Here is a 13,399-nt window from a genome sequence, read left to right as displayed (position 1 = left end):
TCAGCTCTCCTGGTTCGTCGAGATTGCGGCAGCCGGCACCGAGCTGGTGCGCTGCACGAAGTCCGCGAGCAGCTGTGCCACTTCGAACGGTTTGTCCTCGGGAAGCAGCGAACACGAGTCGGCGATCCACTCGAGTCCGGCATCCGCGAAATCCCCGGCGAGACGCTCGGCGTGTTCGGGTGGGAACACGCGATCCTCCCGGGACCACACGACCAGCACCGGCCCCGGGAAGTCGCCGAACGACTCTGCGGCCGCGAGGACAGCGCTCGGTTCCAGGCTGCGGAGCATACGGCGGAGGTCTGCGTAGACAGCGTCGCTCTCGAGGGCCGGGAGGACCCACGAGTCGGAGGTGGCCGGTTCGACCGGTCGACGCGCGAGCCAGCCGTAGGACATCGGGAGCCGCCGCAGGGCCCGGATGCGCAACGGGCCGAGGATCAGTTCACGCGCCGCCGGCGCGTAGGCGATGGCCTTCATGATCGCCCGGTACCGCCGCGGTGGGCAGTTGTCGTACGCACCGCCGGCCGTCAGGACCAGCCGTCGGACGAGGTCCGGCCGCGTCGTGGCAACCAGTTGAGCGACGGGGGTGCCGCCGTCGTTGCCGACCAGCGTCACCTCACGCAGATCGAGTGCTTCGAGCGCCTCCGTCACGATCGCCGCCAATCCGGCGAAGGACAGATCCGCGTCGGGCATCGGGACGGAATGGGCGCCGAAGGGAAGGTCCAGCGCGATGCAGCGGAAGCGCCCGGACAGAGCGGCAACCACCTTGCGCCAGACGTTCGCATTCGTGAGTGGACCGTGGAGGAGAACGATCGGTTCACCGGCACCGGCCTCGAAGTAGGCGAGCCGGCCGGTGGACAGTGTGAGCTCGCGCCGTGTGCCGAGACTGCGATGGCGCCACCATGCGCGACGATCATCGGTCATGTGGGACTCTCGTTTCGGTCGTGGTGATGAAGTGGGAGACGAGTGCGGCCACCCGCTCGGGTCGGTCCTCGGGTGCGAGGGTGTAGGCGTCCTGGATCCACTCCAGCCGTGCATCCGGAAAGTCCCTCGTGAGCCGGTGCGCATTGGCAGGCGGACAGAATCGGTCCTCCCGGGACCACGCGACGAGGACGGGACCGTCGAACCTGTCGAAGTGCCGCGCTGCTTCCAGTGTGTGCCGCGACTGCAGACCGGTCACCACTCGCGCCAGGTCCCGACGCACTCCGCGATTCCGGATCGCCGGCAGCACATACGAATCCGAGATGTGGGGCGGAAGTGCTCGTCGGGTGAGCCAGCCCTGAGCGATCGGCAGACGCCGCAAGGACCGCACCGTCATCGGCGCCAGAATCGGGAGCAGGCCTCCCGGCACCGACGCCGCGAGCTTGAAGAAGCCGAATGCCGCGGGCGGACAGTCACCGTACGCATCACTGGAGGTGAGGACCAGGCGTCCGACGAGATCGGGACGTTGTGCGACGACGAGCTGCGCGACCGCGCCGCCCGTGTCGTTCGCCAGCACGGTTGCGCCACTGAGCCCGAGCGTCTCGATCGAGTCGACGACCAGTCGCGCCAGCCCGGGGAGTGACAGGTCGACGTGGGGCACGCCGACGTCGTGCGATCCGAACGGCAGGTCGAGCGTCACGCACCGGAACTGCGTCGACAGCGGGGGCACGACCCGGCGCCACAGGTTCGCGTTGACCATCGCGCCGTGGACGAGGACGATCGGTTCGCCGTCTCCGCGTTCGAAGTAGCGTACCGCCCCCGACCCGATACGCACGTCGCCGCGTTCGCCGAGATCGGGATGCCGCCAGCCGGGCTGGAATCGATTGTGCACCGTCACGTCACCTCGCCTGCTTCCGGCCGAACTGCCGGTACAGCGATGCCCGCGCATCGTCGACGACGGAGACCACCGAGTTGTGCGGCCGACTCGCGGCACGGACCATGGACACCGCCGCGGGCAGACCCATCAGCCTGCGTGGGTTGTACTCGTGCCTCAGCATGAGCGTGAGATTGTCCCTGCGCCGCCGGGACGCACTGATGTATCGGAACAGTTCGATGTCCACCGAATTGGTCGGAAGACCCAGTCCGATCGACCGGGAGAAGTAGTACATCGGACGCGCTTCGGCGTCGCGTTCCTTCCACCACCGTCGGGTAGCGCGGTCGATGGTGCGCGGGCTCCCCCATTCCGGCAGCACCGTGCGGGTGAACATCCGCACCTGCCGCAGGGCATCGGAGATCCCCTGGCCGGTGATGACGTCCTTGAAGTGCCCGGAGTCGCCGATCAGCACCCAGCCCGGTCCCGCCGCCTCCCGGAAGTAGCCGTCCATCCGACGTACCTGGCGGACGTCACCGACCTGTTCCGCGGCGGCCATGAGACCGCGCAACGTGGGGATGATGCGCTGCGCGTTCTCCTCGAACACCTCCCTGTTCCGGTAGTCGCGGGGGTCGTCGCGGGGCGGCTGGGCGACCACCAGGGTCAGGCCGTCGTCGCACGGGACCATGAAGTAGATGTCGCGGCCGTCACGAACCAGCTGGAACTCGGGCGGCACCGGCAGATTCCGGTAGTACCGCCAGACGGCATCACGATCGTTGGTGGTGACCGCGTACTTGGCGGAACCCACGAGCTTGGCAACCGTCGAGTTCCTGCCGTCCGCACCCACGACCAGCGGTGCCAGGATCCGGATCTCGCTGCCGTCGGCTCTCGTCGCCAGCACCCCCCGCACCCGTCCGTTGTTCTCCTTCAGCAGCCGTCGCACCGTCACGCCGGTGCGCACCGGCACCCCGACGGCTTCGACCCTGCGGCGCAGGAGCTCGTCGAGGCCCGACCGTCGCACACACATCCGCGGCCACTGCGGGTGATGCACGGACATGTCCACTCCGTCCATGACCGTTCGAGTGGAATGCAGTGGTGGAGCACCGAACTCGTGCAACTCACGCAGCACACCCAGCTCGTCCCACAGCCGCAGGTCCTGCAGGTAGTGGGTGGAGAGCACATCCGTTTCCCGCTCACCACGATCGAGCAGCGCCACGCGCTTTCCCGCCTCCGCGAAGCGGACGGCGAGTGCACACCCCGCGATCCGGGCGCCGACGATCACGATGTCGGCGGTCTCGATGCACGGTTCACCGGTCGAGCTCGAGCTGCTCGCCCCCTCGCAGGATCCCGCACCGCTCGGCGGCACGGGATCCTGCGTCCCGGCACCGGGCGGGATGTCGTCCGTCGGCGGCGCCAGGACGGCCGAATCGATCTTCGCGCTCATGAGAAGACTCCTTCCTCGGCCGGAGCGACGCGCCCGGGCACGTCCTCCCGGGACTTCGGCGATCCGGTCCGCAGGTCGTGCCGATCGGCGAGGTCGAGCATCCGCAGGTATGCCCTCGTGCCGGCCTCGAGCGCGGGCTTCGGCAGTGTCAGGCCCCGCAGGCGGGTCCACGGCAGGGTGCTGTCGGCCGCGCTGCCGCCCACCGTCCGCCCGAAGCGCCAGGCGGAATCCACGGCGAGCGACAGACCGTGACCACACCAGGCGCCCGCGTAGAGGACACCGGGCCGTCCGGGCACCGGAGCGACGACCGGCAGCCGGTCCTCGGTGCTCCCGGCCAGCGCAGTCCATCTCGCCACCACCGGCACATCCTTCAGAATCGGGAATCTCTCACCGATCTCGCGACGAAGTCTCTGCTGTACCGCATCCGCGGTGCGGGCGTCGGGGACGGGATCGCCGGTCGGTACGACGACCGGTCCCCCGCCGAACACCAGCCGGTGGTCGGCGGTCATTCGGTAGTAGTTGAAATAGTTTCGCTGGTCGATGATTCCGCCACGACCGTTCCAGCCGAGGGCGGCGCGCTGTTCGAAGCTCAGCGGGTCGGTGGCCAGTACGTGAGCTCGGATCGTCACCACCGAGTTCGGGAAGGGATTGAGCTTCTGCGCGTACCCGTCCACGGCCAACAGGACACGGTCCGCGGTGATGTCGGCCGACGCGGTGTAGAGCTTGGTCGCGCCCCCTCGTGCCGGCTGCATGTCGACGACACGACTGTGCTCGTGGATCTCGACACCGCGGCGGCGTAGTGCGTCGGCCAGGCCGAGCAGCAGGCGGTACGGATCCACGAGCAGCACGTTCTCGTACGAGAATCCGGCCACGTATCCCGGTCCCGCCCGTTCGACGAGGTCCTGCGGACCGAGCCACTCGACGCCGTAGCCGAGTTGTTCGAGGTGCATCAGGTGGGCCGCCATCCGCTCGCGCTGACGAGGCGTGAGCGCCGCGAGCGTGTGCGGTTCCTCTCGCGCATCACAGTCGATCTGCTCGGTCCGGATGAGCTCGCGCAGCAGGTTCACCCCGTGCTGGGAGGCGCCGAAGGCGGCGCGCGCCGTGGTGTCGCCGTACTTCCTCCTCAGCGACGCGAGCGGAATCTTCAGACCGGGACCGACGATGCCGGTGCTGGCGCCCGTCGCCCCCGATCCGATCCGGCCGGCCTCCAGGACGGTGATGTTCAGTTCGGGCCGTTCCCTGGCCGCGTAGTAGGCCGCGGTGAGTCCGGCGAGTCCGGCGCCGACGACCACGAGGTCGGCCCCGGCCGACCCGCGAAGTCGTGGTGCATCGGGGACGTAATCCGCCAGTTGCTTCCAGATCGGTGCCGTGTCCAGGCACCGGGTCGCATCGACCATTGTTCCTCCTTTCAGAGCGAATTCGTCGCCCGGGCGAGACTCCAGAGGTCTCGCAGGCGAACACGACCGGGAAATGCGATGTACTCCGGCGTCACCAGGGTGGGACGCCATTTGAGCTTGAAGGCCAGCTGACTCGCGGCCGGATAGACGGCCGAACCGTGCTTCGCGATCAGTCCTGTTGCGGTGCTCAGCATGCGGGACGCACCCGGAAGAGCAGCGTCCGGGTCGATGCCGACGAACGGTGTGAGCCCCAGGTGCAGCCAGGGCGCATCGTCCTCGCGCAGCACCTGTGCCGCCTCGGCGAAGATGTGCTCGACAACGCCGGGTGGCGCGTCCGGGGATCGCCGCGTCAAGTCGTAGAGCCAGCCGGCCTTCTCGCCGAAGACGGGCGAGTAGGAGATGTACGCGACGATCCGGCCGGCGGCTTCGGCGACGAAGAGCCGGCGTTGCTCCTGGACCTCGCCGCCGCGCTCCCCGACCATCAGCCTGAGTCCCTTGACGTGACGCCCCTTGTTCCGCAACCACGCGGCATCGAGCCGGTCCAGTCGGGTGGCGAACGCGGGGTCGGTCAGCTGCTCCGGCGTCGCCTCGCGCACGGTCACCCCCTCACGACGCGAACGGGTGATCATGTTGCGGGTCTTGACGAACTTCCGGCCGCGCAGGCTGAATGCGGAGAGGTCGATGCTGTACGAGGATCCGAACTGATTGACCACCCATCCGTTCGCGGCTGCGCGCTCGGCATCGGACCGCTCCAGTTGCACGGCCACGACCCGTTTCCCGGCGCGCTTCGCCGCTTCGGCGAAGGCATGGTCGACGGCGGATCGATCGTGCTCGGGGGTGGCGGCACCGGTGAACTGGATCCAGTAACGTCGGCCGACCGGCCGGTAGGCGACGAACCCGGTGCGACCCGGCACCGTGAAGTACCGGTTGCCCTCGTTGAGTGCGAGGAACGCGGACGAACTCCGGGCGTAGTCCCGCAGCACGGCGAGCGCATCTCGCCGCGCGAGGTGCTGCGCGGCGTCCTGGGTGGTGGTCACGCGTCGACCGCCAGCGCCGGCTGTCGTATCTCGCCGAACAACCCGGACAGGATGAGGGCGATGTTCTCGCGCAGCGCACCCTCGGCGACCGGGTCGAGAATGTCGGCCAGTGACGGAATGCCCAGGTCGAACCGGGCGTCGAAGACCACCGACGCGCCGTCTTCCGTCCGGCCGATGCGCCAGGTTCCGTCGAACACCTCGAAGTCCCCTTCGAGTTGCGTGAACGCGATCGTTCCGGCGTCGCGGTCGAGCACATCGTGCTCGGTCCAGCGCAGCAGCCCCTTGCGGAACTTGACGGTCCAGCTGGACCGGACTTCGCCGGCGTCCCCGGGGGCCACCTCGACCGCGACCACAGCCTCGGTCAATCGGGGGTAGCTCTCGAAGTCGCCGATCCGGTCGAAGGCGGCGCTCGGGTCGATTCCGGGGAGGACGAACGACATGGTGACACTGCGCATGGGGGTTCTCCTTGCTGTAGGGCTCAGGCGAAAAAGGCAGCGGACAGCGCGTCGGTGAACGCGGTCAGGAAGAAGTCCAGTTCACCGTCGGAAAGGACGGCCGGCGGGGTGAGACGTAGCACTGTCGGCGAATTCAGGGAGTGGTTGACCAGAACCCCGCGATCGACGAGGTTCAGGTACAGGTCTCCGACCGATCGAGGATCGTCGAACTCGATGCCGATCAGCAGTCCGCGGCCGCGGACCTCGATGCGGTGCGCCGAGGAGTGAGCCGCCACGGCGTTCCCGACGGCGTGGACGAGGCGCCGGCCCAGATCCGCCGCCTTGCCGACGATGTCGTCGTCGCGCATGACCCGGATCGTCGCCGCGGCTGCCGCACACGCGATCGGCGAGGCCGCGAAGGTCGAGGAATGCAGGTACGGGTCCTTGGCGAACGGTTGATACGTCTCTGCTGTGGCGACCATCGCGGAGATCGGGACGACACCGCCCGAGAGTCCCTTACCGACGAGCATGATGTCCGGAACGATCCGAGCGTCGTCGATACCCCACCACGTGCCCAAGCGCCCCAGACCGGTCTGGATCTCGTCGACGATCAACAGCGCGTCGTGCTGTCGGCACAGATCGGCCGCGGCGGCGAGATAGCCGGGAGGGGGCACGATCACCCCTCCCTCACCCTGTACCGGCTCGACGATGAGGACGCCCCGGCCCGCGACCCGGGCGAGCGCGGCGTCGAGTTCGGCGGCGTCCCCGTACCGCACGGCGGTCACCCCCGGCAGCAGCGGCTCGAACGGCCTCTGGAAGACCGGGCGGGCGGTGACACTCAGTGCCCCCAGGGTCTTGCCGTGGAAGCCGTTGACGGTCGTGACGATCTCGGTCTTGCCATGTGCCCGCGCCAGCTTCAACGCCGCCTCGGTGGCCTCGGCGCCCGAGTTGACGAAGTGCACGAGGTCCAGGCCCGCAGGCGTGACGGCGGACAGTGCCGCCGCCGCGTGCACGCCCGCGGGTTCGAAGAAGACGCGCGTCGACATCGGGTGCGTGTCGATCTGCCGGTGCACCGCTGCCGTCACCTCCGGATGCCGGTGCCCGAGCAGATACACCCCGTGGCCGCCGAAGTTCAGGAAGCGCCGACCGTCCGCGACGACGACCCAGGCGCCCTCCGACGCGATCTCCTCCATGCCCCCGAGCAGACGGCCCAGAGCGGCCCGCCCGCTGCCCTGGTGAGCACGGCAGAGGTCCTCGATCCCGGTCCGGACGCCCGAGGCGGTCACGCCGCCCGCCCGTCGTCGTCGCCGGCCACGAGCCCCTTCACCTGCGCCCAGTAGCGCATCGACAGGTAGGCCGTCTTCCGGAGCTCCTCCGTGGTGACCTGCGCGGCGAAGCCCAGTTCCGGCAGCGAGTTCGGCAACGGGTCGGCGCTCTGGAAGAGCCAGGCGAACTCGAGCAGATCGCGGAACTTCGCCTGGAGCGGGGCCGGAAGCGAATCCTCCAGCAGCGGAAGGATCAGGCGGTCCACGGCTTCGGTCGGGATGAGACGCGGTTCCCGCGTCGACAGACCCAGGTCACCCGCCAGGCCCATGCACAGGTCCATGATCTGCCGTGCACACAATGCCTGGTCGCCGGCTGTGAGCCAGTACTCGCCGGAGGTGACCTCCTGACGTACGAGCCGGCCGATGACGGCCGCAACCAGGTCCTGCGGTACGAAGTCGATGAGAGCGTTCGCCGGCATCGGGATCATCGGTGCGGCGCCCCGCACGATCGCTCCCAGCACGGCGTGCAGACCCTGGAACGCCGCCATCCGCCCGTCCGCCGAATCACCGATGACGATCGACGGCCGCACGATCACACTCGGCACGGCATGCGACCGGACGAGCGCCTCGGCTTCGATCTTGGACTGCACATAGGCCGCGGCTCCCGGCGAATGTCCCTGTGCCGAAGGTGGATCCGCGACGAAGGCGGTACTGAAGAAGTACAGCGGCGCCGATGCCTGCGTCGCCAGCTCCAGCAATGCCGTCGGGCCACCGAGATTGACCTCACGAATCCGTCGCGGGTCCTCCCGCCAACTGGTTGCCGCCGCCGCGTGCACGATCACATCCACCCGGCGGGACAGCACGGCGTAGTCGCCGGCGGACAGGCCGAGCCGCGGTTCGGCGAAGGACCCGGCGAACTCGCTGACCCGGACGTCGTCGACCGGGTTGCGGTTGCGCATGCAGACCACGTCGAAGTCGTGCGACAGTTCGTCGATCAGTGCCCGTCCGACGACGCCGGAGCCGCCGGTCAACAACAGTGTCTTTCTACGCCACGTCATTCTTCGCTCCTCATGCGATCTCGAGGGGGCTGCCCGCGAAATAGCGCGTCAGCGGTCCCGCCATTCGCGTGCGCGACGGCGGGTGGAAGCCGAGGCCGTTGACGGCCGCGGCGAGGTATCCGACGTCGTCCGACGTCATGAAATTCATGCCACCGAGCAGTTCGACCGCTCGGGGTACCACCGACGCGATCGTGTCCTGTACCGCGTACCGCACCAACAGGGTGTCGGCCAGGAGCCCCGCGTCCGTCTGCGCGTGCGGGACCTGCCGGGCGATGTTCTCGATCGCCGCGTGCGCGCTCTCGGTGCGCGAGACGAGCTGCATCCGCTCGACGTCGGCGGATCGTTCCACCGACAGCACACGCTCGACCAGTGCGCTGGCCGCACCCAGGTACGAGGCGGCCATGAGCAGCTCGAACCACACGAAACCCGCGGTCTGGACGGCGTCGAGCCGCCCGTCCTCGGTCACCTCCGTGAGTACCACCAGATCCGCAGGCACCAGGACGTCGTCGATCGTCACCTGATCGCTCTCGGCGCCGGCGAGAGCGAAGCTGGACCAGAACGGAGCGACCGTCACACCCGGGTCGTCGGCGGGAATGAGGGCGACGGCCAGCCGGTCCCCGCGACCGTCCGGGGAGGGCAGCCGGAGACTGGCCGTGAGCAGGTCCATGGACCGCGCCAGACTGCACGGTCGTTTCGTCCCGCTGACCCGGACCCCGTCGGCCGTCACGGTGGCGTCCATGGTCGGGGTGAGGATGTGGCCGTCGGGGCGGCCCTCCGCGAATCCGGACGCGACGAGCATGTTCTTCGCGGAGATCGCTTCGAGGACGAGCCACTCCTTCCCCCCGGTCTCGGCGAGCAGCACGAGGCTGGACACGGAGAAGTGGTGCATGGTGCTCGCCACGGCCAGGGACGGCGACCGCGAGCCCAGTGCCCGCTGGATCCTGACGGCATCGAGAGCATTCGCGCCCTTGCCCTTGTATTCGACCGGAATCACGAGTCCGGCTCCGCCGGCATCACGCAGCAGCGGGATACCGAGGGCCGCACTGCCCTCGAGGTCCGCGAGCGGGACATCGGCCAGCGCGTCGTCGAGTCCCGGCAGGAACTGCTCGAGTACGGCACGTTCACGCGCGAGGAAGCGCACGTCGAAACCCCCTGTGGTTCGTGGAATCGTCGGAGCGGACACCGACGCGGTGGTAGGCACGGTCGAAGGCATCGAACTCCGGATGCTTCACCGGTTCGAACGAGATTCCGAACGGCTTCATGGTGTTTCCGAACAGAGCTCGGTCTCCGCACAGATGGATCGGCAGTGCGAGAAGCGCCCATTCCGGACCGAAGATCAGCGACCATGCCGCCGCAATCGCGGCTGCCGTGAGGAAGCTGTGCATCACGTTGTAGGCGACATAGTAGCCCTTCGCAACCGCGTGATCCGCGCTGCGCCGGTACGCGATCGCGCCCGGAATGTAGCCGATGATGTCGATGATCAGAAAGAGCGCGACGAACGCCACCCAGTCGATCTCGTCGAGATGGGCGACGGCCAGCACCACGACGACCACCAGTGCGAGAAACCACTCGGCCCGCGCGACCGCATGCGTGGCCTCGGTTTCGAATCTGTTCAGGTTGTCCACAGCGACTGCTCTTTTCGTAGTTCTGGGATCGGGACCGCTTCCCCTTCGCGGAATCCGCGTCTGGCGTGCCATCGGGCCAGCGGCGCGGGCGCCCACCAGTTGTACCGGCCCGTCAGTGCCATGACGGCCGGGACGAGGAACGTGCGCACCACGAACGCGTCCACCAGCACGCAGATGGTCAGTCCGAGGCCGAGTCCGCGCATGAACGAAACCTCCCCGGCGGTGATCGCCAGGAAGACCACCGTCATGACGACCGCGGCGGCCGTGACGATGCGACCTGTCCGCGCCAGGCCGGCACACACCGACCTCTGGTTGTTCCCGGTCGCCAGCCATTCCTCGCGGATGCGCGACAACACGAAGACCTCGTAGTCCATCGAGAGCGCATAGGCAATGGCAGCGAGCAGGGGTGGAACGAACGCCGTGACGTGTCCGGTCGCGGTGGTACCCAGACCCCCGAGGTTGCCGTCCTGGAAGATCCACACCATGGCGCCGAATCCGGCTGTGAGCGAGAGGGCGTTGGTGACCAGCGCTTTGACCGGAAGCACCACGCTGCCGGTCATCAGGAACATGAGCACGAACGTCGCGAGAGCGATCAGCGCGACTGCGACGGGCACGCGGTCGGTGATGCCGTGCACGTTGTCGAGGTCACGCTGCGCGAGGCCGCCGAAGAGTGTGGGTGCCGGCGACCGGACCTCGCGCAACCGTTCGAGCTGCTCTTTGCCCTCCTGCGAGTACGGGTCCTTCGTGGTCGAGACCGTGACGTATGCGCTGTCACCGGAGATTGCCGAATCGACTCGGAGTGGGCTGATCTGCATGCCCTTCGCATACACCCCGCCGGGGCTGCTGACCGACAGGACACCGTCGATTGTCGAGAGTTCCCTCGCGTAGTCCGCGACCTGCGGCACGGTCGTCACTGCACCGGTCAGAACGATCGGGGTCGAGCCGGCGAAGTCCTGGGCGAAATCGGCTCGCAGAATGTCGCCCGTCTGCCGCGAAGTCGTCGACTCCGGCAGCGCCCGGTCGTCGGGATACGCCAACTGCACACCCTGGAACGGCCACGCGAGGGTCAGCAGCGCGATCGTGAGCGTCACCAGGACGACGACCGGTCGTCGCATCACCGCCGCCGACGTGCGGTACCAGAACGAATCCTCGACGGCGCGGATCGGCACGGCTTCGCGACGGAACCAGCGTCGCAGCGGCTTTCGCACATCGAGTGCGTCGATGCGATCTCCTGCGAGAACGATCAGCGCCGGCGCGACGCACAGCGCACCCGCCATCGCGAATCCGACACTCGCAAGTCCGGCATATGCCAGGGAGCGAAGCAGATACGGTTCGAAGATCAGCAACGTCGCCAGGGTCACCGCCATGGTCAGCGCCGAATAGAACACGGTCCGGCCGGCCGTCAGCATGGTGCGTACCAGCGCCGCGTGTGCGTCGGTCCCCGCATCCCGTTCCTCACGGAATCGGTTGACGATGAACAGCGTGTAGTCGACCGCGAGAGCCAAGCACAGGCCCGTCGCCAGGTTCACCGCGAACACCGAGACGTCGGTGACGGCGTACAGCGCCCAGAGGCAGGCACCGGTGCCGACGACAGCGATAGCCGCGACGAGCAGCGGGAGCAGCGCCGCGACGAGACTGCCGAACACCCAGACCAGCGCGATGAAGGTCAGCGGTACCGCAATGATCTCGAGCCGGATCAGATCACTTCGGGACTGTTGTGTGCCTTCGTAGTACGTGATGGCCTGACCACCGGCGGTGACGGTCACACCGTCGCGGGTTCCGACGAGGGACGCCGCGATCTCGTGCGCCCGGATCGGTGCCTCCCGATCGTCGCCGGCGATTCGTGCGACGACCAGCCCGGTGTTCCGGTCCGCACTCAGCAGGGTCTGGTCGAGCGGGGAGGGTGCGGTCCAGTACGACGCAATCTGGACCGCGTGTGGCGAATCTTGCAGTGCCGCAACAATCATGGAGGATTCGTCACGCGCTCGCACGCTGCCGGCTCCCGCAGGGTCGGTAACCGTGAACACCACCGGCAGTCCACCCGTTCGGAACCTTTCGTCCAGAATCTGTTCTGCCCGAGCTGATTCCGATGACGGAACATCGTATCCACCGGACGGCAGCCGGGTTGCGGCCGGCGCTGCATAGACACCTGCGACGACGAGGAACAGCATCGCCGCCCCGACCACGGTGCGAGGTAGACGCCATGCCACTTCGGCGAGTCTGCCAAGGATCATGCGCTGTGCCCATTCTGATCAATCACCGGCACGGCAACCTGGACGTCGGCGACCTCGTTGTACACCGACATCCAGATGTGTTGCCGTAACGGTGAATCCCCCCAATGACCTGCCACCGGGGTCCCCTACCCGGTGTGGCCGCTGTCTCGACAGCCATGCGCCGACGTCCCCATCGGCCGGTCGGACCGACGGCGGCGCCGTTGCCGATGATCATGCCCGAGGGCACCCCCGGCGTCAACCTGTCGGCGAACAACCTCGACGACGCTCGGACCGGTCACCCGGATTCCGACGAGTTGGACGTTCCTGTGCATATTGTTGCCCCACAACGAAGTCGGAGGTCCCCGACTCACGGGGCCCGTCATCGAATCGCGCCGGATCACACGCGTGAGACCGTGCCCTATCGGACGGTTCGCCCCGGCGGACGCAGCAGTCCTTCCACGATGCGTCGGACCTTGTCCCCCGCCGCTCCGTCTCCGAGGCGCATGGCGGTGTTCGCGGACCGCAGCACCGCGTCGATCTGGAATGCCGCGAGATCCGCATCGAGATCGGCGATTTCACCGTTCTCGACGGCGACGGCGAGCTCGCCGGAGAGCGCGTCGACCCACTCCTGCTGGTTGCGCGCGAGCGCGTCCCGAACCGGGCCGGGCCGGCTGTCGAACTCCGTCAGATTGGCGGCCTGGAAACAGCCGCCGGCGAACAGTGGCCGTTCCGCGTAGACGATCCAGCGTCCGATGAGCTCCCGGATCCGCGCCACCCCTCGGGGTTCGGACAGGGCAGGACGAACGACGAAATCGACGAACATCGACCGGGCATGATCGACGGTGGCGAGTTGCAGCGCCTCCTTGGTACGGAACAGACTCTGGATACCGGCCTTGCTGAGACCGGTGTCGGTGGCGAGGCGTCCGAAGCTCAGCCCCTCGAGACCGTCCAGCGACGCGAGGTCGACGGCCCGGTCCAGGACCGCGCGACGAGTGCGGGCACCCCGAAGAAGCCGCTTGTCGGTGATGTCACCGACAAGCGGACTTGCCGTTCCCGACGACGGGGGTGTCGCGCTCGACATGCGGTGAATTTTACGTCACCCGATTCTCCAGCGATTTCGTGGCGGATCCAGTCCTG

The 13,399-nt window shown here is 67.9% G+C and carries 12 protein-coding genes; all 12 read right to left on the bottom strand.

Annotated features, from left to right (window positions below; all coding sequences use genetic code 11):
- The 12 genes from RR3_RS16295 to RR3_RS16240 all read right to left on the bottom strand — a co-directional run bounded on the left by RR3_RS16295 (position 1) and on the right by RR3_RS16240 (position 13,343).
- Entirely contained in the window at positions 1-921 is a 921-nt protein-coding gene (locus RR3_RS16295) for an alpha/beta hydrolase (RefSeq protein WP_010594563.1), read from the bottom strand.
- Positions 911-1,816, bottom strand: a complete 906-nt coding sequence (locus tag RR3_RS16290) for an alpha/beta fold hydrolase (protein WP_048773401.1) — start codon at positions 1,814-1,816, stop codon at positions 911-913. Before RR3_RS16290 ends, RR3_RS16295 begins: the two co-directional genes overlap by 11 nt.
- A 1-nt stretch (position 1,817) precedes the next feature.
- Positions 1,818-3,233 carry an NAD(P)/FAD-dependent oxidoreductase gene (locus RR3_RS16285; protein WP_010594565.1) on the bottom strand — a complete coding sequence of 472 codons (1,416 nt, stop codon included), beginning with the start codon at positions 3,231-3,233 and terminating at the stop codon, positions 1,818-1,820.
- On the bottom strand, positions 3,230-4,630 hold the full coding sequence (locus RR3_RS16280; protein ID WP_010594566.1) for an NAD(P)/FAD-dependent oxidoreductase: 1,401 nt from the start codon (positions 4,628-4,630) through the stop codon (positions 3,230-3,232). Before RR3_RS16280 ends, RR3_RS16285 begins: the two co-directional genes overlap by 4 nt.
- An 11-nt stretch (positions 4,631-4,641) precedes the next feature.
- On the bottom strand, positions 4,642-5,667 hold the full coding sequence (locus RR3_RS16275; protein ID WP_082900303.1) for a bifunctional lysylphosphatidylglycerol flippase/synthetase MprF: 1,026 nt from the start codon (positions 5,665-5,667) through the stop codon (positions 4,642-4,644).
- Complete coding sequence (locus RR3_RS16270; RefSeq protein WP_010594568.1) at positions 5,664-6,122, bottom strand: type II toxin-antitoxin system RatA family toxin; 459 nt, start codon at positions 6,120-6,122, stop codon at positions 5,664-5,666. Before RR3_RS16270 ends, RR3_RS16275 begins: the two co-directional genes overlap by 4 nt.
- A gap of 23 nt (positions 6,123-6,145) precedes the next feature.
- Positions 6,146-7,387, bottom strand: a complete 1,242-nt coding sequence (locus tag RR3_RS16265; RefSeq protein WP_010594569.1) for an aspartate aminotransferase family protein — start codon at positions 7,385-7,387, stop codon at positions 6,146-6,148.
- Positions 7,384-8,424, bottom strand: a complete 1,041-nt coding sequence (locus RR3_RS16260) for an SDR family oxidoreductase (protein ID WP_225222885.1) — start codon at positions 8,422-8,424, stop codon at positions 7,384-7,386. Before RR3_RS16260 ends, RR3_RS16265 begins: the two co-directional genes overlap by 4 nt.
- Positions 8,425-8,434: 10 nt before the next feature.
- Positions 8,435-9,565 carry an acyl-CoA dehydrogenase family protein gene (locus tag RR3_RS16255; RefSeq protein ID WP_040273761.1) on the bottom strand — a complete coding sequence of 377 codons (1,131 nt, stop codon included), beginning with the start codon at positions 9,563-9,565 and terminating at the stop codon, positions 8,435-8,437.
- A complete protein-coding gene (locus RR3_RS16250; protein WP_010594572.1) occupies positions 9,546-10,049 on the bottom strand; it encodes a hypothetical protein in 504 nt (167 codons plus the stop codon). Before RR3_RS16250 ends, RR3_RS16255 begins: the two co-directional genes overlap by 20 nt.
- Positions 10,037-12,283, bottom strand: a complete 2,247-nt coding sequence (locus tag RR3_RS16245) for an MMPL family transporter (protein ID WP_051059588.1) — start codon at positions 12,281-12,283, stop codon at positions 10,037-10,039. The genes RR3_RS16250 and RR3_RS16245 overlap by 13 nt, the downstream gene beginning before the upstream one ends.
- A gap of 397 nt (positions 12,284-12,680) precedes the next feature.
- Complete coding sequence (locus RR3_RS16240; protein WP_010594574.1) at positions 12,681-13,343, bottom strand: TetR/AcrR family transcriptional regulator; 663 nt, start codon at positions 13,341-13,343, stop codon at positions 12,681-12,683.
- Positions 13,344-13,399: the final 56 nt, after the last annotated feature.

The organism is Rhodococcus ruber NBRC 15591 (assembly GCF_001894945.1).
Taxonomy (GTDB): Bacteria; Actinomycetota; Actinomycetes; order Mycobacteriales; family Mycobacteriaceae; genus Rhodococcus; species Rhodococcus ruber.
Note: the sequence above shows the minus strand (reverse complement) of the source record. Positions and strands in the feature narration are given on the sequence as shown.

Bases quoted from the DNA above. Each gene is read 5' to 3' on its own strand.
- RR3_RS16295 (WP_010594563.1), bottom strand. From the start codon at position 921: ATGACCGATGATCGTCGCGCATGGTGGCGCCATCGCAGTCTCGGCACA.
- RR3_RS16285 (WP_010594565.1), bottom strand. From the start codon at position 3,233: ATGAGCGCGAAGATCGATTCGGCCGTCCTGGCGCCGCCGACGGACGAC.
- RR3_RS16280 (WP_010594566.1), bottom strand. From the start codon at position 4,630: ATGGTCGATGCGACCCGGTGCCTGGACACGGCACCGATCTGGAAGCAA.
- RR3_RS16270 (WP_010594568.1), bottom strand. From the start codon at position 6,122: ATGCGCAGTGTCACCATGTCGTTCGTCCTCCCCGGAATCGACCCGAGC.
- RR3_RS16260 (WP_225222885.1), bottom strand. From the start codon at position 8,424: ATGACGTGGCGTAGAAAGACACTGTTGTTGACCGGCGGCTCCGGCGTC.
- RR3_RS16245 (WP_051059588.1), bottom strand. From the start codon at position 12,283: ATGATCCTTGGCAGACTCGCCGAAGTGGCATGGCGTCTACCTCGCACC.
- RR3_RS16240 (WP_010594574.1), bottom strand. From the start codon at position 13,343: ATGTCGAGCGCGACACCCCCGTCGTCGGGAACGGCAAGTCCGCTTGTC.